General features: G+C 70.8%; 16 protein-coding genes. 4 read left to right on the forward strand and 12 right to left on the reverse strand.

Translation table 11 applies throughout. From position 1 onward, the window contains the following. Nucleotides 1-23 precede the first annotated feature (23 nt). Nucleotides 24-2,168 (reverse strand): protein-disulfide reductase DsbD family protein, encoded by a 2,145-nt coding sequence (locus BO64_RS11235; protein ID WP_496403383.1) that lies wholly within the window; start codon nucleotides 2,166-2,168, stop codon nucleotides 24-26. A gap of 164 nt (nucleotides 2,169-2,332) precedes the next feature. On the opposite strand from BO64_RS11235, the gene BO64_RS11240 reads away from it, so the two are divergent. Then, entirely contained in the window at nucleotides 2,333-2,725 is a 393-nt protein-coding gene (locus BO64_RS11240; RefSeq protein WP_496403384.1) for an acyl dehydratase, read from the forward strand. 135 nt (nucleotides 2,726-2,860) lie between these two features. Here the strand turns inward: BO64_RS11240 and BO64_RS11245 are convergent, their stop codons facing one another. Next, the gene (locus BO64_RS11245) at nucleotides 2,861-3,664 is read right to left on the reverse strand and encodes a SapC family protein (RefSeq protein ID WP_496403385.1); all 804 of its coding nucleotides are present in this window, start codon (nucleotides 3,662-3,664) and stop codon (nucleotides 2,861-2,863) included. A 186-nt stretch (nucleotides 3,665-3,850) separates the two neighbouring features. Between BO64_RS11245 and BO64_RS11250 the strand changes: the two genes are divergently transcribed. Together BO64_RS11250 and BO64_RS11255 are read left to right on the forward strand one after the other, a co-directional pair. Beyond that, nucleotides 3,851-4,741 (forward strand): MaoC/PaaZ C-terminal domain-containing protein, encoded by an 891-nt coding sequence (locus tag BO64_RS11250; RefSeq protein WP_496403386.1) that lies wholly within the window; start codon nucleotides 3,851-3,853, stop codon nucleotides 4,739-4,741. An 11-nt stretch (nucleotides 4,742-4,752) separates the two neighbouring features. Beyond that, nucleotides 4,753-5,532 (forward strand): acid phosphatase, encoded by a 780-nt coding sequence (locus tag BO64_RS11255; RefSeq protein ID WP_496403387.1) that lies wholly within the window; start codon nucleotides 4,753-4,755, stop codon nucleotides 5,530-5,532. Nucleotides 5,533-5,571: 39 nt separating this feature from the next. Here BO64_RS11255 and aguB read toward each other — a convergent pair whose 3' ends face one another. The 3 genes from aguB to BO64_RS11270 form a co-directional block, all read right to left on the reverse strand. After that, entirely contained in the window at nucleotides 5,572-6,450 is an 879-nt protein-coding gene (gene aguB / locus BO64_RS11260) for an N-carbamoylputrescine amidase (RefSeq protein WP_496403388.1), read from the reverse strand. Beyond that, complete coding sequence (locus BO64_RS11265) at nucleotides 6,450-7,448, reverse strand: agmatine deiminase family protein (protein WP_496403389.1); 999 nt, start codon at nucleotides 7,446-7,448, stop codon at nucleotides 6,450-6,452. The genes aguB and BO64_RS11265 overlap by 1 nt, the downstream gene beginning before the upstream one ends. Nucleotides 7,449-7,583: 135 nt before the next feature. Further along, the gene (locus BO64_RS11270; RefSeq protein ID WP_496403390.1) at nucleotides 7,584-9,959 is read right to left on the reverse strand and encodes a TonB-dependent receptor; all 2,376 of its coding nucleotides are present in this window, start codon (nucleotides 9,957-9,959) and stop codon (nucleotides 7,584-7,586) included. Between the two features lie 284 nt (nucleotides 9,960-10,243). On the opposite strand from BO64_RS11270, the gene BO64_RS11275 reads away from it, so the two are divergent. Then, the gene (locus tag BO64_RS11275; RefSeq protein WP_496403391.1) at nucleotides 10,244-11,803 is read left to right on the forward strand and encodes a glycosyltransferase family 39 protein; all 1,560 of its coding nucleotides are present in this window, start codon (nucleotides 10,244-10,246) and stop codon (nucleotides 11,801-11,803) included. Here BO64_RS11275 and msrA read toward each other — a convergent pair. The 7 genes from msrA to BO64_RS11310 form a co-directional block, all read right to left on the reverse strand. Continuing rightward, on the reverse strand, nucleotides 11,775-12,368 hold the full coding sequence (gene msrA, locus BO64_RS11280; RefSeq protein WP_496403392.1) for a peptide-methionine (S)-S-oxide reductase MsrA: 594 nt from the start codon (nucleotides 12,366-12,368) through the stop codon (nucleotides 11,775-11,777). The genes BO64_RS11275 and msrA overlap by 29 nt on opposite strands. 61 nt (nucleotides 12,369-12,429) lie before the next feature. Continuing rightward, complete coding sequence (locus BO64_RS11285; protein ID WP_496403393.1) at nucleotides 12,430-13,083, reverse strand: 3-oxoacid CoA-transferase subunit B; 654 nt, start codon at nucleotides 13,081-13,083, stop codon at nucleotides 12,430-12,432. A 3-nt stretch (nucleotides 13,084-13,086) separates the two neighbouring features. Next, nucleotides 13,087-13,794 carry a CoA transferase subunit A gene (locus tag BO64_RS11290; protein ID WP_496403394.1) on the reverse strand — a complete coding sequence of 236 codons (708 nt, stop codon included), beginning with the start codon at nucleotides 13,792-13,794 and terminating at the stop codon, nucleotides 13,087-13,089. 77 nt (nucleotides 13,795-13,871) lie between these two features. Next, on the reverse strand, nucleotides 13,872-15,746 hold the full coding sequence (locus BO64_RS11295; RefSeq protein WP_496403395.1) for a monovalent cation:proton antiporter-2 (CPA2) family protein: 1,875 nt from the start codon (nucleotides 15,744-15,746) through the stop codon (nucleotides 13,872-13,874). A gap of 112 nt (nucleotides 15,747-15,858) precedes the next feature. Continuing rightward, nucleotides 15,859-16,776: a TauD/TfdA dioxygenase family protein gene (locus tag BO64_RS11300; RefSeq protein WP_496403396.1), complete on the reverse strand. Its 918-nt coding sequence runs from the start codon at nucleotides 16,774-16,776 to the stop codon at nucleotides 15,859-15,861. A 30-nt stretch (nucleotides 16,777-16,806) separates the two neighbouring features. Beyond that, complete coding sequence (locus BO64_RS11305; protein WP_496403397.1) at nucleotides 16,807-18,231, reverse strand: MFS transporter; 1,425 nt, start codon at nucleotides 18,229-18,231, stop codon at nucleotides 16,807-16,809. Nucleotide 18,232: 1 nt separating this feature from the next. Continuing rightward, entirely contained in the window at nucleotides 18,233-20,572 is a 2,340-nt protein-coding gene (locus BO64_RS11310; RefSeq protein WP_496403398.1) for a TonB-dependent receptor, read from the reverse strand. Between the last annotated feature and the right edge of the window lie 317 nt (nucleotides 20,573-20,889).

Here is a 20,889-nt window from a genome sequence, read left to right on the forward strand (position 1 = left end):
CCTTGGTTTCGTGGGCGTTCGGGTCAGCTGGACCTGGCGGCGGCGTCGAGCGCCTTCACCACGGCCCCTTCGGTGAGGATCGAAGGCAGGATATTCGGCGGCCCGCCGTTCGCGCCATAGACAAGGTAGAGCGGCACCCCGGCCCGGCCGAAACGGGCCAGTTCCTCGGCGATCACCGCGTCCTTCTTGGTCCAGTCGGCCTTGAGATAGGCGACGCCGTTGCGGGACATGGCCTCGGCCACGGCCTTGGTGGAGAGCGCCACCTTCTCATTGACCTGGCACGAGACGCACCAGGCGGCGGTGTAGTTGACGAACACCGGCCGGCCCTCGGCCTGCAGGGCCGCCAGGCGCTCGGGCGTATAGGGCTCGTATTCGGCCGATGCGGGCGCGGCCCCGGTCTCGGCCAGGGCGTAGCGGGGCCCCACGGCGGCGACCACGGCCGCCACCGCCAGGACCGCGGCGGCCAGCCCCTGGGCCAGGGGGCGCGCGCCCATGATCGCCCGGCGCTGGGCGATGCCGGCCAGCCAGGCCGCCAGGGCCAGGATGAGGGCCGCGCCGAACAGGCGGCCGAGGCCGTCCGCCCCGGCCTGCTGGGTCAGCACCCAGGCGAGCCAGGCGGCCGCGGCGTACATCGGAAAGGCGAGAGCCTTGCGGAAGGCGTCCATCCACGGGCCGGGCCGCGGCAGGCGGGCGAGGAGCCCCGGGGCGAAGGCCACGGCCACGAAGGGTGCGGCGAAGCCCGCCGCCAGGGCCGCGAACACCACCAGGGCCGCAGCGGCCGGCTGGGTCAGGGCCCAGCCGAGGGCGGGGCCCATGAACGGCGCCGTGCAGGGCGCGGCGACCACCACCGCCAGGGTCCCGGTGAAGAAGGCGCCCGCGACGCCGCCCTTGCCGGCCAGGCCCGAGCCCAGGTTCTGCAGCGAGCCGCCCACCTCGAAGACGCCGGACAGGTTCAGGGCCACCGCCAGCATCAGCAGGGCGAGGAAGGCCACCACCGGCGGCGACTGCAGCTGGAAGCCCCAGCCGATCTCCGAGCCCGCCGCCTTCAGGGCGATAAGCAGGCCCGCGAGGACCAGGAAGGTCGCCAGCACGCCCGCGCCGAAGGCCAGGCCCTCGCGCCGGGCGGCCCCGCCGCCGCCGTGACCGGCCAGGGACGCGGCCTTCATGGCCAGGACCGGAAAGACGCAGGGCATCAGGTTGAGGATCAGCCCGCCCAGCAGGGCGAAGGCGGCCGCGCCCACAAGGCCCATGCCAAGGCCGCCGGCGCCGCCCTCGCCGCCGCCCGCCCGGGCCGGCGGCGGGCCGAGGCCCGCGGCGCCCGCCGGCGCCGGGCCGCGGACGGCCGTCAGTTCATAGGCGGCCGCGCCCAGGGTGATCACCCCGGCGATCTCGTCCGGCCCCTCGCCGGCCTGGAAGTCGACGCCGGGCGCCAGGGTGAGGGTCAGCCCCTCGGGCCCGCGCTCGATGGCCTGGGGCGCGGCGTGATCGATGGCCGAGCCGGAGAACGGGAAGAAATAGGCCTGGGAGACGTCCGCCCCCTTCAGCGGCCCGCCGACGATCGCCAGCTTCAGGCCGGCGGCGTCGCGAGCAAAGGCGGCGGTCAGGCCCGCCGGCTTGGGCGTGTCGGCCAGGGCCTTGCGGATCACCGGCGCCCAGCGGCTGTCGTCGGGCGCAGGGACCGCGGTCACCGGCAGGTCCAGGGTCAGGTCCGCGCTCTCCGGCACGCAGATCTCGGCGCAGACCAGGAAGTTCGCCCTGGCCTTCAGCGAGACGGTCTCGCCCGGCCGGGCGGTCGGCGGCGCGGTGAGCGGAACGGGCAGCACCACCTGCCCCTCGAAGCCGTAGTTCACCAGCGGCCCCACCGGCAGCCGGTGCGGCGCGGGCCAGACGAACTCGCCCGCGGTCCAGCCCTGCGGCAGCTCCCAGGCGATGGTGGTGGGCTCGCCGGAATCGCCCGGATTGCGCCAGTAGGTGTGCCAGCCGTCCTGGATCTTCTGGACGAGGGCGACGTGGACGGTCTGGCCGGGGGCCACGCCCCGCGCCTCGGCCGCGAGCTCCGCCGTCAGGTGGCCGGTGTTCACCGGGGCGGCCGCCGCCGCGCCGGCGCCGAGGCCCACGAGGGTCCCCGCAAGAGACAGGGCGGCAAGGAAGCTCGCCAGCAGCCGCATCGTCACTCCCTGAAACACCCAACCTGCTCGAATACGCCCGCTATATGGCCTGCGTGTGTCCCGCTGGCAAAGCGGGCGCGCGCAAAGCAGGGCTCGACTTGGGTGGACGGCGTTGTCCATTCTCGATCCCGACTCAGCCGCAGTCCCCAGCCACAGGAGCGCGCGTGCCCGCCAGGTTCGACGACATCGACATCGGACAGGTCGTATCGCTGGGAGCCTGCACGGTGGACGCCGCCGCCCTGGAGGCCTTCTGCGCCGACTTCACCCCCGGCTGGACGCCCGACCGGGGCGCCCCCGACGCCATGATCTACGCCCTGTGGGCCAAGCTGGACGCCGCCGCCGGCGCGGCCTGGCCGCAGACCAAGCGCCTGGGGGTCGACGCCCTGCGCTGGCTGCGCAACCCGCCCCCCGGCGAACTGCTGCGCGGGCGCATGACCATCATGGCCAAGGACCCGGTGGGCGAGGGCAAGGGCATCGTCATCGCCCAGCACGACCTTCTCGACGAGGCCGGACGGCTGGTCTTCTCCTGCCTGACCCGCAGCGTCTTCAGCCGCTGAGCCAAAAAAAGACCCTCCCCTAAGCGTGAGGGGAGGGTTGTGGCTCCGGCTGGGCCGGAGCCGGGTGGAGAAAGAAAAATCTCTCCGCCGCCTCGGGCTTGCCTCTCCCCGCGAACCAGGAGGGCGCCGTCAGGCTCAGGCGTTGGCCGCGACCGGCTGCTGGTTCGCGGCGCGGGCCAGGGCGATGGCCACCAGGCGATCCCAGCCGACCAGCGACAGCAGGTGGGCGTAGATCTGGCCGAGGGCGCCGTTGTCGCGCAGCTCCACCAGCTTCTCCGGCGGCAGCTTGTTCAGCTTCTCCTCGGAGACCGCGAAGTACTCGGCGATCTTCTGGGGCTGGCCGGGGGTGCCGTCCGGGTTGGTGGGCGTGAACTGGGCGGTCTTCACCTCGAAGAGGTCCAGGTCCTTGAGCAGCTGGATGAAGCTCATGGTCCGCTGACGCTCGAGCTCGAAGTTGTTGCAGAACTCGATGCAGCTCCTCGTGTAGTCGGTGGGCTCGCCCTTCTCGTCGAAGAACGGCAGGTCGCCGCCTTCCACCACGAACTCGGCGGCGCGGTCGACGCACAGGATCATCTGGTTGTTCGCCGTGTCGTTGGCGAACACGAACGGATAGCGGCGCACATAGGCCGGAATGTAGACGCCCGGCTCGAACAGGCCGTTGTCCTGCACGAACATGTTCTCGTTCGCGTTCAGGCCCATGACGGCGATCGGCAGCTTCTCTTCGCCGACGAAGATGATCGGGCCGGTGACGGCCGCCAGCGGGAACTCGCCGACGGTGAGCGGGATCGCGTGGCCGGCCTTGGCGAAGCCGAACGGACCGTCCATGCGCTTGACGCCGAGCTTGCCGTGCAGCTCGCGGGCCAGCGGCTCGGGCTTGTTGTAGAACAGGACGTTGCCGGTCAGCTCGCCGCCCGCGGGCAGTTGGGTCGGTTCGGACATCGAATAAACCTTCGAATCTCAGGAACGCCGACGGGGCCCCCTGGCCCGCCTAGCGTGAAGGGGCCGCTTCTAGCCGATCCGCGGAAGACCGGCAAATGGGCTTGCGCGCCGAAGGCCGATCGCCGGCCCCTTGCCTGCCCCGGCGCGAAGCCCTCAATCTGCCTGGGACCCGCCCGCGGAGCGCCCATGCCGATCTACTATCCCGACATCCTGGAAAACCCGCCCACCACCTGGACCTTCACCTACGGCGACAAGGAGGTGATGCTCTACGCCCTGGGCATCGGCCTGGGCGCCGATCCGCTGGATCCGCGAGAGCTGCCCTTCGTCTATGAGCGCGAGCTGAAGGTGGTGCCCACCGCCGCCACGGTGCTCTCCTCGGCCGGGGTCGGACCGGCCGGCCGGACCCAGAGCGCCCCGCCCCGCGACGGCTGGCGGCAGAGCGAGATCAACTACCTGATGGTGGTCCACGGCGAGCAGAAGGTGGAGTTGCACCGCCCGCTCCCCGACTACGGGACCTTCACCGCCGAGATGCGGGTGGTGGGCGCCTATGACAAGGGCCCCGGCAAGGGCGCGGTGATCATCAACGAGACGGTCTGGACCGACTCCGAGGGCGAGAAGGTCGCCACCCTGACCAGCTCCACCTTCGCCCGCGGCGACGGCGGCTTCGGCGGCCCCAGCGAAGGCGCGCCCGAACCGCATAAGGTCCCCGAGCGGGCCCCGGACCTGTCGGTGGACTTCCCCACCCGCCCGGACCAGGCCCTGCTCTACCGGCTGAACGGCGACCGCAATCCGCTGCACGCCGACCCGCAGGTGGCGAAGATGGCCGGCTTCGACCGGCCGATCCTGCACGGCCTGTGCACCTACGGGATCACCTGCCGGGCGGTGCTGCAGGCGATCACCGACTTCGACCCCACCGTCATCCAGAGCCACGAGGCCCGGTTCTCGGCCCCGGTCTTCCCCGGCGATGTGATCACGGTGGACCTGTGGCGAGATGCGAACGTGATCTCGTTCGAGGCGCGGGTTAAGGAGCGGGGAGTTACCGTTATCAAGAACGGCAAGACCGTTCTGCGATCCTGAGGAAGACCACTTTGATCCGTCCGCTGATGACCGCCTGCGCGGTCGCCGCCCTTGCGTCCTGCGCCGCCGCCCCCGCGGCCGCGCCGCCGGTCGCCGCGCCCGCCCCCGTCGTCATCCCGAGCGCCCCCGGCGGCCAGACCTCCGGCTACCTCGCGGCGAGCGCCCTGAACGGCAAGGACATCCTCCCCGGGCCGCCGGCCCCGGGCACGCCCTATGACGTGGCCGACCGCGCCAACTACGACGCCACCCGCGCCCTGGAAGGCACCGAGCGCTGGAAGCTCGCCCAGCAGGACAACGACCTCTGGGAAGGCGGCGCCCTGAAGCGCTACGCCTGCGCCATCGGCAAGGAGATCAGCGCCAGGTCGACGCCGGCGGCCTGGCGCCTGCTGCACAAGATCGAGCTGGACGTGCGCACCGTGGGCACGCCGCCCAAGGATCATTTCAACCGCACCCGCCCGGCGATCGGCAACGACAAGCCGGTCTGCGTGCCGCGGGCGGACTGGATGCGGACCAACGCCTCCTATCCCTCGGGCCACTCCATGGTCGCCTGGGCCTGGGCCCTGGTCCTTACCGAGGCCGCCCCGGAGCGCGCCGACGCCCTGCTGCGGCTGGGCCAGGAATCCGGCGAGAGCCGGGTGATCTGCGGCGTCCACTTCACCACCGACGTGGAGGCCGGCCGCACCCTCGGGGCCGGCATGGTCGCCCGCCTGCACGCCGAGCCGGCCTTCAACGCCGACCTGGCCGAGATGAAGCGCGAACTCGCCAGCGCCCCGCCGGCGCAGGGCTGCTGATCCGGCGCCTCCCCCGGTGACGGGGGAGGCCGCCTTATTTTAGGCCGGGCGCGGGCTGGTCAGGGCGCCGTAGAGGTCCGTGCGGCGGTCGCGGAAAAAGCCCCAGGCCGCCCGGTGGGTCTGCAGGAAGTCGAGGTCGAACTCGGCGGTGAGTACGCCCTCGTCCTCGCGCCCCAGGGCCGCCACCAGGTCGCCCCGGTGGTCGGCGATGAAGCTCGAGCCGTAGAACTGCTGGCCGCCGTTGGGATAGCCCTCCCAGGGCTCGAAACCGGTGCGGTTGGCGCCCACCACCGGGATCACGTTCGACACCGCATGGCCCTGCATGGCCCGGCGCCAGGGGGCGGCGGTGTCCAGGGTCGGGTCGTGCGGCTCCGAGCCGATGGCGGTGGGATAGAGCAGCACCTCGGCGCCCATCAGCGCCATGGCCCGGGCGCACTCGGGGTACCACTGGTCCCAGCAGATGCCGACGCCCACGCGGCCGAACTTCGTATCCCAGACCCGGAAGCCGGTGTCGCCCGGCCGGAAGTAGTACTTCTCCATGTAGCCGGGGCCGTCGGGGATGTGGCTCTTGCGATAGACGCCCATCAGGGCACCGTCGGCGTCGATCATGACGAGGCTGTTGAAATAGTGCGGCCCCTCCCGCTCGAAGATCGAGACGGGGATGACGACGCCAAGCTCCTTGGCCAGGGGCTGCAGCGCGGTCACCGCCGGATGCTCCCGCCACGGATAGGCGGTGGCGAACCAGCGCTCCTCCTGGGCGACGCAGAAGTACGGCCCCTGGAACAGCTCCGACGGCAGGATCACCTGCGCCCCCTCGGCCGCGGCGGCGCGGATGAAGCCCTCGGTCTTCTTGATGTTGGCCGCCATGTCCTCGCCGTACGAGGTCTGGATGGCGGCGACCTTCAGCGTGCGCGTCATCAGGCGGCGGGCTCCTGTTGGGTGATGCAGTGGAACGAGCCGCCCCCTGTCAGGATGGCGGTCGACGGCAGGCCGATCACCTTGCGGCCGGGGAACAGATGCTCCAGCGCCTGGATGGCGAACTCGCCGGGGCGCTGCTCGTAGATGGGTACGATCACCGCCTGGTTGGCGATGAGGAAGTTCATGTGGCTGGCCGGGATCGGCCCTTCGCCCGGCTCGCCCTCCACCCAGCCGGGCGAAGGAATGCGGACCACCTTGATCGGCTCGCCGCGGGCGTCGGTCTGGCGGGCCAGGCGCCGGGCCGCGTCGTCATAGGCCTCGGCGTTGGGATCGCCCCGGCCCCAGGCCACCGGCGTCGCCACCACGCCCGGCGCCACGAAGCGGGCCAGGTTGTCCACGTGGCCGTCCGTGTGGTCGTTCTGCAGGCCGTCGCCCAGCCAGATGACCTTCTTCGCGCCCAGGGCCGCGGCCAGCGCCGCCTCGGCCTTGGCGTCGTCCCATCCGGCGTTGCGGTTGACGTTCAGCAGGCACTGGCCGGTGGTCAGCACCGTGCCGAAGCCGTCGTGGTCCACCGCCCCGCCCTCCAGAATGAAGTCGTGCCGCACCAGCTCGGCGCCCGAGGCCTCGGCGATCTGGGCCGCCACCTCGTCGTCATGCGGCAGGTCGTACTTGCCCCCCCAACCGTTGAACCGGAAGGCGTGGGCCTTGCCGCCCGCGAAGATCGGGCCGGTGTCGCGCAGCCAGATGTCGCCGAAACGGCCGGGGACGATCTCGATCCCGTCCACGTCGCCCAGCAGCCGCCGGGCGACCGCCTCGCCGTCGGGATGGCCGGTCATCAGGCGCACCCGCTCGCCCCCGGGCCCCGCCAGGGCCCTGGCCAGGGCCGCCACTTCGGCCTGGGCGGCGTCCAGGTCCTCCTGCCACAGGTCCGCGTGGCTCGGGAAACCCAGCCACATCGCCTTGTGCGGCGCCCATTCGGCGGGAACGGTGAAGCTCATTCGACCCCTCGGTTTTCGAAGCCGGGCGCAGATGGCCCCCCGGGGGGGCTGCGTCAAGCATGTGCGACAAAGAGAAAGGGCGGCCGCGTCGCCGCAGCCGCCCCTCCGTTTCGAGCCGTCTTGGCCCCGTGCGCCTTAGAACTCGGCGTGCAGGGTCAGGACGAACGAGCGACGGTAGCCGGGCTGGCCGAGGCCGGTGCCGGTCAGGTTCGTCGTCAGGTCGCCGAGGTAACGCTCGTCGAACAGGTTCCGGATGTTGGCCTGCAGGTAGGTGTTCTCCAGGCCCAGCTTGTCGAGCTTCACCCGGGCGTCCACGTCGGTGAGGACGTAGTCGGGGAACTTCTCGGTGTTGACCAGGTTCGACCAGCGGGCGCCGACGTACTTGGTCTGCCAGCCGAACGACAGCGACTCCGTCGGCTTGTAGGTGGCGCGGAACACCGCCTGCCAGGTCGGGGTCTCGTAGAGCGACTTGCCCTTGGTCGGACGCACCGTGGCGCCGTCCAGGATGTCGTTCTGGATCTCGGACTCGATGTACGAGGTCGAGGCGTAGAAGTTCAGCTTTTCGCTGACGTCGTAGCTGGCCTGCAGGTCGACGCCCCACAGCTCCACGTCGCCGACGTTGGCCGAGAAGGCGATGCCCGACGGCTCGTCGAACACGCGCTCGATGCGGTTCGAGAACTTGTTGAACCACACCGCGCCCGAGGCCATCAGCGAACCCGTGGCGTAGCGGAAGCCCAGGTCCATGACCTTGCTGGTTTCCGGCCCCGGATCGACGTCGTTACGGTCGTACAGGTCGTCGGTCCGCGGCGCCGACAGGGTCTCGGCGTAGCTGGCGTAGACGGTCAGGTCGTCGTTGACGTCGAAGCTGACGCCCACGTTCGGCAGCACGTCGTCGTACTTGCGGGTGAACTCCCGCGGACGGCCGTAGAACGGGCTGTTCGTGGCGGTCGTGCCGTAGAAAGCCTGGTAGGCGGCCAGGGCCGCGCCCGACAGGACCTGCGAGCCGGAGGCCGTGCCGCCGAGAGCCGCGCCGCCCGGGAACACCACCAGCGGACGGCCGGTGCCGTCATCCGTGCCCGGGACCTCGAACGGGGTCTGGGTGGTGCAGTAGGCGTTGAACGTGTCGCGCTGGTAGCAGAAGTTGTTCAGGTCGCGCTTGAAGAAGGGCGCCCGCACGCCGACGTTGACCAGCAGGCGGTCATCCACGAAGCGGCCGCGGTATTCCGCCGACACCTGGTTCAGCAGGGCGACCGACAGACGGTCGCGACGGCGCAGGATCGTGCCGTCGGGCAGGCTGATCGGGGTGCCGTAGCCGTCCTTGCCGGCGAACACGTGCTCGACCGAACCGTCCGCTTCGAAGCGGGCGATTTCGCCGGTCTGACGGTGCTTGGCGCGGTCGAAGGTGTAGGCGACGCGGAAGCTCTGGTTGTCCGCGAACTTCCAGATCAGCGACGAGGTGACGCCGTAGCGGCGGGTGTTCGTCGTGTTCGGGCGGTGCAGGGTGACGGTGTCGTCCAGGTCGCCGTCGCCGTTCAGGTCGACGCCGGCCGCGCCACTGTTGCCGCGCAGCTGCAGGTCACGCTCGTTGAAGGTGCCGCTGCCGCCGCCGTTGGCCAGGGTGTACTGGAACGACGGGTCGACCGTGAGGGTCAGGGTGTCCGACAGGTTCCACTTCGACAGACCGCGGATGTTGCCGGTGTTCGAAGGGTTGATGTTGATGTTCGCGGCCGCCTCGTTGTTCACCGGCGCGATGTGGTTCTGGTAGTTGGCGAGGCTGATGCGGTTGATGAAGGCGTTGCGGTTCTCGTTGTAGTGGAACAGCAGGCTGGCTTCACCGATCGAGCCGAAGTCCTGGTCGATCCGGGCGTTGAACTGCTTCTTCTGGATCTTGCCCGCCGGGTCGACCGTCGCGTCATGCGGACGGAAGATGTCGTTGCGGGTGTAGAGGCCGCTGATCCAGGCCTTGGTGCCGAACGGGCCGATCTCGCCGGTTTCGACCGTGGCGTAGTAGCGCTGGTAGTCGGTGGTGCCGAGGCCCAGTTCGGTGCGGACGCCGAAGTCACGCGAGGCGCGACGGGTGATGTAGTTGATGGTGCCGCCGGCGGCCGCGGCCGTCGGGCTGTCCACGTCGGTCGTGCCGAGGTTCACGGTGACGCGGTCGATCAGGTCGGAATCCAGCTGCTGGTTCGGATAGATCGCGTAGTTGCCGCTGTCGTTCAGCGGAACGCCGTCCTGCAGCAGGGCGATGCGCTGGCTGTCAATGCCGCGCAGGGTCACGTCGCCGCCCGAGGAGCCGAAGGCGTCGTTGTTGGTGAAGTTCACCGCCGGCAGCATGTTGATCGTGTCGAGCACGGTCTGGCCGGGCACTTGCGTGCTGAGGTACTCCGAGGTCAGCGAGGCGCGCGACTTGGGCTCGCGCTCGGCCACCATCGTGCCTTCCATCGAACGCGGGCCGACCGCGCCGGTGACCACCAGTTCTTCGACGACCGCGGTGCCGGTCGATTGCGCCATGGCCGAGCCGGCTACCAGGAGGCCGGTGGCAAGGGCCGTGCTCGCGCATAGAGCGCGGCTCAGTTGCAGTTTCATAAAAGGAACCCCTCTCGATCGTTCCCGGTGAGCCGACACCCCTTTATTTGGCGGCTCCCGAGTTGGCGGCCCTATAGCGCGGATTTTGCGACTGTTGGTGACGCATTTGTTACGGTTCCTCAGAGACCCGCAGTCTGCGGCGAAAGGCGGCGCCATGTGCTTTATACGCAACGATCGCCCGCTACCGTCCGCCGCCCGTTAGGACCCGCATGACCGACCCGACCCGCGACCGATCCTCGGATGACTGGCGCGCCGCCATCCTGCTGGTGGCGGCTCTCACCGCGGTTCGGCTGGTGGCGCTGTTCACCAGCCCGCTGGAGCTCTACCCGGACGAGGCCCAGTACTGGCTTTGGTCGCGCACCCTCGACTTCGGCTACTACTCCAAGCCGCCGATGATCGCCTGGGCCATCTGGGCGACCACGGCCCTGGGCGGCGACGCCGAGCCCTGGGTGCGGATCTCGGCGGTGCTGTTCCAGGCGGGTGCGACCCTCGTCGTCTTCGCCCTCGGGCGGCGGCTGTACGGAGCGGCCACGGGCCTTTCGGGGGCGACGCTCTACGCCCTGATGCCCGGGGTGCAGCTTTCCTCCCTGGTGGCGGCCACCGACGCGCCGCTGCTGTTCTTCCTGGGCCTGACGATCCTCGCCTATGTGGCCCTGCTGGAGGCGGCGCGGGCGAAGAACGCCCGGCGCGCCCTGGGCCTTTCGGTGGCGGTGGGCGCCGGCCTGGGCCTGGCGTTCCTCTCCAAGTACGCCGCAGTCTATTTCGTCATCGGCCTCGCCGTGCACCTGGCCGCCTCGCGGGAGGCCCGCGCGGCCTGGACGCCGGTCCGGGCGGGCGCGGCGATCCTGGCCCTGGCGGCGATCCTCGCCCCCAATGTCGTCTGGAACGCCACCCACGGCTTCGCCACCCTGCACCACACGGCGGCCAACGCCGCCTGGGGCGGGCGACAGCTCTTCAACCTGCCGGAGCTCGGCGAATTCCTGCTGTCGCAGTTCGGCGTCTTCGGTCCCATCCCGCTCGGCGTGCTGATCACGGGCTGCGTCCTGGCCGCGGTCCGGCGGCGGCTCTCGCGTGAGGACCTGCTGCTCGCCTGCTTCACCCTGCCCCCGCTGCTCATCGTGACCGGCCAGGCCTTCATCAGCCGGGCCAACGCCAACTGGTCGGGGGCGGGCTATCTGACCGGGGCGGTCCTGGTGGGCGCCTGGCTCATCCGCTGGCGGGCCCGGCGCTGGCTGGTCGCGGCCCTGGCCATCCAGGCGGTGGTGGCGGGCCTGTTCCTCGCCGTGGCCATCTCCCCGCGCCTCTCCGAGAAGACCGGCCTCGGCAACAGCTTCAAGCGCGCCAAGGGCTGGGCCGAGACCACCGACATGGTCCTGCGCCGGGCGGCCCTGGAGCCCGACCTGTCGGCCATCGCGGTGAACAACCGCTTCCTCTACTACGCCATGAGCTACTACGGCCGCGACGTCCTGGGGCCTGACGCCATCGGCGCGGCCCCGCCCCTGCGCAGCTGGCTGCTCACCGGCGAGCCCGAAAACCAGGCCGAGGCCAGCGCCGCCCTCACCCCCGCCGAGGGCCGGCGGGTGCTGGCGGTGTCCATGGAGGGCGCCTACCGGGCCGAGATGGAGGGCGACTTCCGCGCCCACTCGGGCCTCGAGATCGCCAGCGTCTGGCTGGACGCCCGCCGCAAGCGCCGGATCGAGATGTTCGTGGGCGAGGGCTTCGCGCCGAAGCCGCGCGATCCTACGACCGGCCGCCCCAGATCTTCCTGAGCCACGGATCGCGGCCGCAGCCGATGCGGTAGCGCTCGTAGTGGGCTGGGTTCTTCTTGGCGAAGTCCTGGTGATAGGCCTCGGCCTTCCAGAACGGCGCGGCCGCGCGCACCTGGGTGGCCACCTTCGCCCTCAGCTCCCGGGCGACCCGGGCCTTGGCCTGTTCGGCGATCCGCCGCTCCTCGGCGTTGGCCACGAAGATCGCCGTCCGGTAGGCCGGGCCCTTGTCGCAGATCTGGCCGTTGGGATCGGTCGGGTCGATGTTGTGGAAGAAGTAGTCCACCAGCTGGGCGTAGGAGACCTTGGCCGGGTCGTAGGTGACCCGCACCGCCTCCAGATGGCCCTCGTGCCGCTCATAGGTCGGATTGCGCGAGGTTCCGCCCGAATAGCCGGACACCGCATCCACCACCCCGGCCTTGGCTTCGAACAGCTTTTCGATCGACCAGAAGCAGCCGCCGGCGAAGATCGCCGTGCGGGTGGCGGGGGCGGCCGGGGCGGTCCCGGCTGCCAGGGTCGCCGTCAGGGCCAGGGCGCCGACGGCGGCCGCGAGGCTGAACGTCTTCATGCCCCCAATATGTGCCCACGGCCGTCCGGCGCCAATGTTCCGGGAACGGCGAGCGGCGGGATCAGGCGGCGAGGCCGGCCGCCACCTCGAACGGGGTCTCGGTCTTGGCCTTCACCTCGTCCAGGCTCACCCCCGGCGCCAGCTCCAGCAGGGTCAGAGGGCGCTTGCCGCGGGCGACGTCGAACACCGCAAGGTCGGTGATCACCAGGTCCACCACCCCCGCGCCCGTCAGCGGCAGGGTGCAGGCCTTCACCAGTTTGGAGGCGCCGGACTTCTCCACGTGCTCCATGACCACGACCACGCGCTTGACGCCGGCCACCAGGTCCATGGCCCCGCCCATGCCCTTCACCATCTTGCCGGGCACCATCCAGTTGGCGAGGTCGCCGTTGGCCGCCACCTGCATGGCCCCCAGGATGGACAGGTCGATGTGGCCGCCGCGGATCATGGCGAAGCTGTCAGCCGAGCTGAAGTAGGACGAACTCGGCAGTTCGGTGATCGTCTGCTTGCCGGCGTTGATCAGGTCGGGGTCGGCCTCGCCCTCGAAGGGGAACGGCCCCATGCCCAGCATCCCGTTCTCGGACTGCAGGGTCACCTGCATCCCCGCCGGAATGTAGTTGGCCACCAGGGTCGGGATGCCGATGCCGAGGTTCACATAGAAGCCGTCGCGCAGCTCCTGGGCGGCGCGGGCGGCGATCTGGTCACGGGTCCAGGCCATGCCTCAGGCCTCCTCGCGCTTGCGGACGGTGAGCTGCTCGATGCGCTTCTCGAACGTCCCCTGGACGATGCGATCGACATAGATGCCGGGCGTGTGGATGTGGTCGGGGTCGATCTGGCCGATGTCCACCAGCTCTTCCACCTCGGCCACCGTCACCTTGCCCGCCGTGGCCATCATCGGATTGAAGTTGCGGGCGGTCTTGCGGAACACGAGGTTGCCCTCGCGGTCGCCCTTCCAGGCCTTCACGATCGACAGGTCGGCGGTCAGGCCCCGCTCCATCACATAGAGCTCGCCGTCGAACTCGCGGACCTCCTTGCCCTCGGCCACCAGGGTGCCGACCCCGGTCTTGGTGAAGAAGGCCGGGATGCCCGCCCCGCCGGCCCGGATGCGCTCGGCGAGGGTGCCCTGCGGATTGAACTCCAGCTCCAGCTTCCCGGACAGATAGAGCTCGGCGAACAGCTTGTTCTCGCCCACGTAGCTGGAGATCATCTTGCGGATTTGCCCGCCCTCCAGCAGCACGCCCAGGCCGAAGCCGTCCACGCCGCAGTTGTTGGAGATGACCGTGAGGTCGCGGGTCCCCGCCGCGCGGATCGCCGCGATCAGGTTCTCGGGAATGCCGCAGAGGCCGAAGCCCCCGGCCATGATGGTCATGCCGTCGAAGAGCAGGCCAGCCAGCGCCTCGACCGCGTCGTTTCGAACCTTGTCCGCCATGACCCGCCAATACGCCGCAACGGCGGGATTGAGAACCGTGTCAGGCGAAAAAATTCATCAGCTGATGAACAGGCGCCTCAGTCCGCGCCCTGGGCGGCCGCCGCCTCGGCCGCGGGGGGAGCATCGCGCCCGGCGAGGACGTCCGCCGCCTGCGGATTGCCCGCCTCGCCGCCCCGGCGCGGACGCGAGAAGGGTTCGGGCGTCGGGGTCGGCAGGTTGCCGCGCATCAGGTAGCGCCCGGCCTCCAGCCCGCCGGTGAGCTGGAGCTGGAAGCGCTCGTTGTCCCGCTCGCGCACGTCGCGGATCACCTCGGCGGCCTCCACCTCGTCCACCCCCATGTCCAGCAACACCTGGCGGCCGAACTTGAGCGCCGACTCGAAGGTCTCGCGGATCTGGTAGGTGACCCCGGCCTGGACGAGGCGCATGGCGTGGCCCCGGTCGAAGGCCCGGGCGTAGACCTTCACCAGCGGAAACTCGGCCCGGATCAGCTCCACGATCCGGTCGGTGACCTCGGGCTTGTCCACGCAGACCAGGATCGCCTCGGCCCGGGCGGCCCCCGAAGCCTGCAGCACGTCCAGCCGCGTGCCGTCGCCGTAATAGACCTTGAAGCCGAAGCTTTCGGCGGCGCGGATCATCTCCACGTCGGACTCGATCAGCGAGATCTCGATGCCCTTGGCCAGCAGCGGCTGGGAGACCACCTGGGCGAACCGGCCGAAGCCGACCAGCAGGACCCGCCCGTTCAGGCCGTCGGGCGGCTCCACCCCGTCCAGCGAAACCTTGGGCGGCGGCATCAGCCGGTTCAGCAGGATCACCACCAGCGGCGTGACGGCCATGGAGAGGATGACGATGGCCGTCATCAGGGCGCTGACCCGCGGGGTCATCACCCCGTCCGCCACGGCCGCGGCGTAGAGGACGAAGGCGAACTCGCCGCCCTGGGCGAACAGCGCCGCCCGCTGCACCGCCTCCCGCGGGCCGGCCCGGAACAGCCGGGCGACGACATAGATGCCGAAGGCCTTGGCGGCCATGAAGGCGGCGAGCCCGGCCAGCACCTGACCCCACTCGTCGATCACCACCGCGAGGTCCAGGGACATGCCCACCGACAGGAAGAACAGGCCCAGCAGGATGCCCCGGAACGGCTCGATGTCGGCCTCCAGCTGGTGCCGGAAGACGCTCTCCGAGAGCAGCACCCCGGCCAGGAAGGCGCCCATGGCCATGGAGAAGCCGCCCCATTCCATGAACAGGGCCGAGCCCAGCACCACCATGAGGGCGGCGGCGGTCATGATCTCCCGGGCGCCCGAGCGGGCCAGCACCCGGAACAGGGGATTGAGCAGCCACCGGCCCGCAGCCACCAGGACGACCACGCTGCCGAGCCCGATGGCCAGGGACAGCCAGAGCGGCCTGGCCTCGGGATCGGCGTAGCCTTCGGCCGCGGCCATCACCGCCACCAGGGCCAGCAGCGGCGCCACCGCCAGGTCTTCCAGGAGCAGGATCGAGATCGCCCGCTGGCCGGCGTCGGTGGCGGTCTGGCCGCGCTCGTCCAGCATCTTCATGATCACGGCGGTGGACGAGAGGACGAAGCCCGAGGCCCCGATCACCGCCGCCTGCCAAGGCAGCCCCGCCAGCATGGCCACGCCCGACAGCAGGGCGCAGCACGACAGGACCTGGGCCGCGCCGAGGCCGAAGATCTCCTTGCGCAGCGCCCACAGCCGCGCCGGCCGCATCTCCAGGCCGATGAGGAAGAGGAACAGCACCACCCCGAGCTCGGCCACATGCAGGATGGCCTCGGGGTCGGCGAACAGCTTCAGGCCGAAGGGACCGATCACCAGACCCGCCGCCAGATAGCCCAGCACCGAGCCCAGGCCGAGCTTGCGGAACAGCGGCACGGCGACGACGGCCGCGCCCATCAGCGCCACCGCGTGGCCCAGGTTCACCCCCGCCGCTGCTTCAGCCATCGTCACTCCGGGAAAGTCTCCCGGCTATGTGGGGACCAATGGCGCCCGGGCGCAACCGCCGCAGGTTGGGCGCGGCGGCGGGAGGCGTCGATCCCGCCGCCGCGCCTCCCCGTCAGGCCGCCGCCGCCCGCGGCTCGGGCTTGAGCACCCGGCTGCGGCGTCCGTCGATCGACACGGGCACGTCGCCGGCGATGGTCACCCGCCGCATCACCCGGTGCTGGTCGCCGTAGTCGTCCACGGCGTAGTGCTGGGTGGCGCGGTTGTCCCAGATGGCCACATCCCCCGCGCGCCAGCGCCAGCGGACCGTATTCTCCAGGCGGATGACATGGTCCTGCAGCAGTTTCAGCAGCACCTGGCTGTCGTGGTTCGACAGCCCCACGAACCGCTTGATGAAGTGGCCCAGCACCAGGGTCCGCTCGCCGGTCACCGGATGGACCCGGACCACCGGATGCTCGGTCTCATAGACGGTCGAGGCGAAGACGCTGCGGTGCCGCTCCAGCCGCGCCGGGTCCACGTCGGCCCGGGTGGCGGCGTAGTCATAGGCGTTGGTGTGGACGGCCCAGAGATTGTCCACCAGGGCCTTTAGCGGCTCGGGCAGGCGCTCATAGGCGACCGCCGTGTTGGCCCAGGTGGTGTCGCCGCCGCTCGCCGGGCTGACCACCTGGCGCAGGATCGAGGCGGCGGGATAGGCGTCCACGAAGGTGACGTCCGTGTGCCAGGAGCTGGCCCGCCCGCCGGCGTGGCTGTCCAGCTCCAGCAGGTAGGACGAGCCCTCCCGCACAGGCACGGTGGGATGCGGCGTCGGCGGTCCCAGGCGGGCGGCGAAGGCCTCCTGGGCGGCGTCGTCCAGGTGGCTCTGGTCGCGGAAGAACAGCACCTTGTAGCGGTAGAGGGCGTCCTCGATGGCCGCGAGTTGGTCGGCGCTGATGTCGGGCGAGAGGCGCACGCCGCGCACCTCGGCCCCGATCACCCCGGCGACCGGGGCGATGTCCAGTTGGGTGGCGTGTTGCACATGACCGTCGGCGCTCATGGGGATCTCCTTCTGATCTGAGCGGGGGGACTATTCGGCGGGGGCGGAAACGGGCCCCGCCGAAGGGGTGAGGGCCGCGTCGCGCGCCTGCAGGGCGCGGGCGATCTGGCGGTGGCGGGCCTCGTCGAGGTCGAAGCGGGCGACCAGGACCGCCGAGAGCACGTGGGCCAGGGCCGGGCCCAGGGCGAAGGTCCACTTCAGCGCCTCCAGCGCCTCGGGGGTGTTGGCCGCGCCCGGCCGGAAGCCGAGGGCCGACACCAGCGGCAGGGCCAGGCCCACCGCCATCGCCGGACCGGCCTTCCCGGCCAGGCTGAAGACCGAGAAGAACAGGCCGGTGCGGTCCTCGCCGGTCTCCAGCCGCTGCTTGTCGGCGATGTCGGCGACAATGGCCCGCAGCATCAGGTTGCCCGAGCCCTGGGCGAGGCCCTGGGCGATGGTCAGGCCGACGAGCAGCGGCAGCTGGCCCGGGACCACCAGCAAAAGGCCGAGGTTGATGGCCACCTGGGCCAGCTCCCCCGTCACCACCGTCCGGTGCTTGCCCAGGCGGTAGCCGATGCGCAGCCAGATGGGCCCGGCGAAGACCCCGAACACGAACTGCAGCAGGAACAGGCCGGCGGCGAGGTCGGGGCGGCCCACGTAGGCCGAGACGAAGAACACGAAGAGCGAGCCGCGGATCGACTGGCCCAGTGTGACCGCGAAGTCCGAGGCCAGCACCTTCAGCAGCAGGGGCTCGCGGGCGAGCTGGCCGAAGGCCCGGCGCAGGGGGATGCGCTCGGCGACCGGGGGCGGCGCCGGCGGTTCGGGCGCGAAGGCCAGGGCGGCGATCACCGTCGGGACCAGGGCCGCCACCACGAAACCGCCCATCAGGGCCGTCTTCAGCCCCGCCGCGGCGGCCTCTCCGGCCCGGTGGGCGATGGCGTCGAGGGCCGCGGGCAGCACCAGCACGGTCAGGAGCCCGAGGGCCGCCGAGACGTGCATGAAGGTCTGGATGCGGCTGCGCTGGTGGTACTGGGCGGCGAGCTGGCCGCTCCAGGCCGACAGCGGGATCTGGATCATCGTCCAGCCCAGGTAGAAGACGAACAGCCAGGCCCCGAGCCAGACGGCCCCGGGCGTCACCCCGAACAGCCCGGGCGCAAACACCGCCAGGGTGGCCAGGACGAACAGCGGCGCCCCGGCGGCGATCCACGGCTTGCGGCGGCCGAAGCGCGTGCGGGTGCGGTCGGACAGCACCCCGATCAGCGGATCGTTCACCGCGTCCCAGATGCGCGAGAGCATGAAGATCGCCCCCACCAGCGGCAGGCCGAGGCCGAGCTCGGTGGCGTAGTAGGGCGGCAGATAGACGCTCAGCGGCAGGCCGGCGGCCGCCAGCGGCAGGGCCGGGCCGGCCAGGGCCCCCAGCCGCCAGGCCGGCGGGCCGAGGGTGAGCGCGCCTGTGGCGGGGGCGGCGCGGGCCATCTCAGTACGACGCCCGCAGGGTGACGCCCACGGTGCGCGGGTCGCCCGGGTTGCCGTACAGCGCCCCGGTGTTGCCAAGGTGGCCGGAGATGTACTGGAAGTACGCCTCGTCGGTGGCGTTCTTCACCCAGGCGAACACGTCCCACCGGTCGTCCGCCTTGAAGCCCAGCCGCAGGTTCAGAAGCCCGTAGCTGTCGATCCGCGAATAGATGCTGTCCGAGGCGGTGGAGAAGAAGCCCGAGCGCCAGTTCCAGTCGGCGCCCACATAGGCCTCGCCCTCACGCCCGGCCAGGCGCACCGGCTTGCGGTATTCCGCGCCCAGCGAGACGACGTACTTCGAGACGCCCGGCAGGGGGCGGCCCGACAGGTCGCAGGCCTGGGTCGTCGTCCCGATCAGCTCGAGCGGGCAAGGGCCGTTGGCGTAGGACACATATTCGGCGTCGGTGTAGGCGGCCGAGGCATAGGCGCTGAAGCCGCCGATCGGGGCGAGGCGGGCGTCCACCTCCAGCCCGCGCGAGCGCACCTTGTCGATGTTGTCGAGGAACTGGCGCAGGGTCGTCCCGGCCGTGTCGACCACATTGGCCTGGTAGTCCCGCGTCTCGCTCCAGAAGGCGGCGACATTGAAGGTCAGACGCCGGTCGAAGAGCTGGCTCTTCACCCCGACCTCCCAGGCGTCGGTCCGCTCGGGATCGATCGTCGCCCGGGCCAGGATCGGCTCGCCCGCCGCATCCAGGGGCACGCCGGCCAGGTTCAGCCCGCCCGACTTGTAGCCGCGCGCGTAGGCGCCATAGACCAGCAGGTCCGGGGTCGCCTGATAGGCGATGTTCAGCTGGCCCGAGAGCTTGCCGTCGCTCTCACTGGCCTGCCACGCCTGCGGCCGGGCCACCGCCAGCTTCAGCGCCTCCAGCGCCGGCGGGGCGTTGGCCAGCCCCCCGGACACCACCTGCACGAAGGCGGCGTCCTTCTCCTCCCAGGTGTAGCGCAGGCCCGGCGTGATCGAGAGCCGGTCGGTGACCCGCCAGGTGGCCTGGCCGAAGACGGCGTAGCTCTTGGTGGTGGAGGACGCGCCGAAGTCCGCGCGATAGCCGTCCAGCACCGCCGCCGGGACGGTGGGGCTCAGCAGCCAGTAGGCCGCGTCCGCGCCATAGAGCGCCACGCCCTGGGCGTCGATGGCCTGGCGGAAGCCGTAGAGGCCGACGATCCAGTCCACGGGACCGTCGCCGTTTGAGGCGAGGCGCAGCTCCTGGCTGTACTGGTCCTGCTGGTCGGCGTTCTCGCTGCGCTCGAGGATGCGCAGGCGGGAGAAATCGGCGTCGTTGGCCGGGTCCCAGTCCCAGTAGCGCCAGGCGGTGACCGAGGTCAGGGTGGCGAAGCCCAGGTCCCACTCCGCGATGGCCGAGACCCCGCCCAGGGTCTGGTTGGCGTGGGCCTGGGCGCTGATGTCGGTGAGGCGGTCGAAGGCGTTGCGGCCGGGGGGCGTGTACCCAAGTCCCGCCGCCAGGGCCGGATACTGGGCGGCGGCCGGCTTCAGGGTGGGGCCATAGCCGGCGTGGACCAGCACGCAGCAGTCGGTCTCCTGCCGGTTCCAGTCGGCGACGATGCGCAGGGAGAAGGCCTCGGAGGGCTTGAACAGCACCTGGCCGCGCACCGAGGTGTTGCCGAGGTTGTTGTAGTCCTGGCCGGTGACCACGTGCTTGGTCAGGCCGTCGCGCCGGGTGGCCGCGGCCGAGAGGCGGAAGGCCACGGCGTCCGAGACCGGCCCCGCCACCGAGGCCTTGCCCTGCACGAAGCCGTATTCGCCGTAGCTCAGCTCCAGCCGGCCCTCCGGCTCGAAGACCGGCAGCCGCGTCGTCACATTGATGGCCCCGGCGGTGGTGTTCTTGCCGAACAGGGTGCCCTGCGGCCCCCGCAGCACCTCGATCCGCTCCACGTCCGACAGGTCGAAGGTCGCCGCCGCCGGGCGCGAGAAATAGACCTGGTCGATATAGAGGCCGACGCCCGCTTCCAGGCCGTCGTTGGCCAGGCCCAGGTTGTTGCCCAGGCCCCGGATGTTCACCGTCGTGTTCCGCGGATTGAACGAGCCCAGGTAGAGACTGGGCGCCAGCTGGACGACCTGGGCGAGGTTGTAGGTCCCGGTCTTCTCCAGGGTCTCGGCGCCGAGCACCGACAGGGCGATGGGCACCTCCTGGGCGGATTCCGCCCGCCGGCGGGCGGTGACCACCAGGCCGTCCACCTCGGCTGCGGCGTCGGCGGCGATGGCGGTGACGGCGGGCGCCTCGGCGGCGACGGCCGGGGCGCGGGCCAGGGCCGCGACGGCCACGGCCGACGAGGCGAGAAGCAATAGTTTTCCTGAAAGCAAAGCAACCCCCTTCGCCGTCCGCGGGGCGGCGGCGTCATATGTGCGAGAGATGGAGGGCGGTGCGCGACGGACGCGCGGGCGGATCAGGGGCTACAGCGCCCCGGCATGGCGGACAGACGTAGGATCACTCGTCGCTCCTGCGGTTTTCGGCCTGGGCGCGCCGGCGAGGGGATGTCGCCGGCGCGCCGCATTCCGCTGCGGCGATCAGGGGAGGATGATCACCGCGCCACTAAAGCCTATTGAATGAGTGGGATTTGAGTCTCGCCAGAAAAACTAAAAGTCGGCCCGGTTTTCCGGGC

It is taken from the genome of Phenylobacterium composti DSM 19425 (genome assembly GCF_059568645.1).

Excerpts from the sequence above, each read along its gene's own strand:
- BO64_RS11235 (WP_496403383.1), bottom strand. The coding sequence starts at position 2,168 with ATGCGGCTGCTGGCGAGCTTCCTTGCCGCCCTGTCTCTTGCGGGGACC.
- BO64_RS11245 (WP_496403385.1), bottom strand. The coding sequence starts at position 3,664 with ATGTCCGAACCGACCCAACTGCCCGCGGGCGGCGAGCTGACCGGCAAC.
- BO64_RS11250 (WP_496403386.1), top strand. The coding sequence starts at position 3,851 with ATGCCGATCTACTATCCCGACATCCTGGAAAACCCGCCCACCACCTGG.
- aguB (WP_496403388.1), bottom strand. The coding sequence starts at position 6,450 with ATGACGCGCACGCTGAAGGTCGCCGCCATCCAGACCTCGTACGGCGAG.
- BO64_RS11265 (WP_496403389.1), bottom strand. The coding sequence starts at position 7,448 with ATGAGCTTCACCGTTCCCGCCGAATGGGCGCCGCACAAGGCGATGTGG.
- BO64_RS11270 (WP_496403390.1), bottom strand. The coding sequence starts at position 9,959 with ATGGCGCAATCGACCGGCACCGCGGTCGTCGAAGAACTGGTGGTCACC.
- BO64_RS11275 (WP_496403391.1), top strand. The coding sequence starts at position 10,244 with ATGACCGACCCGACCCGCGACCGATCCTCGGATGACTGGCGCGCCGCC.
- msrA (WP_496403392.1), bottom strand. The coding sequence starts at position 12,368 with ATGAAGACGTTCAGCCTCGCGGCCGCCGTCGGCGCCCTGGCCCTGACG.
- BO64_RS11285 (WP_496403393.1), bottom strand. The coding sequence starts at position 13,083 with ATGGCCTGGACCCGTGACCAGATCGCCGCCCGCGCCGCCCAGGAGCTG.
- BO64_RS11290 (WP_496403394.1), bottom strand. The coding sequence starts at position 13,794 with ATGGCGGACAAGGTTCGAAACGACGCGGTCGAGGCGCTGGCTGGCCTG.
- BO64_RS11295 (WP_496403395.1), bottom strand. The coding sequence starts at position 15,746 with ATGGCTGAAGCAGCGGCGGGGGTGAACCTGGGCCACGCGGTGGCGCTG.
- BO64_RS11300 (WP_496403396.1), bottom strand. The coding sequence starts at position 16,776 with ATGAGCGCCGACGGTCATGTGCAACACGCCACCCAACTGGACATCGCC.
- BO64_RS11305 (WP_496403397.1), bottom strand. The coding sequence starts at position 18,231 with ATGGCCCGCGCCGCCCCCGCCACAGGCGCGCTCACCCTCGGCCCGCCG.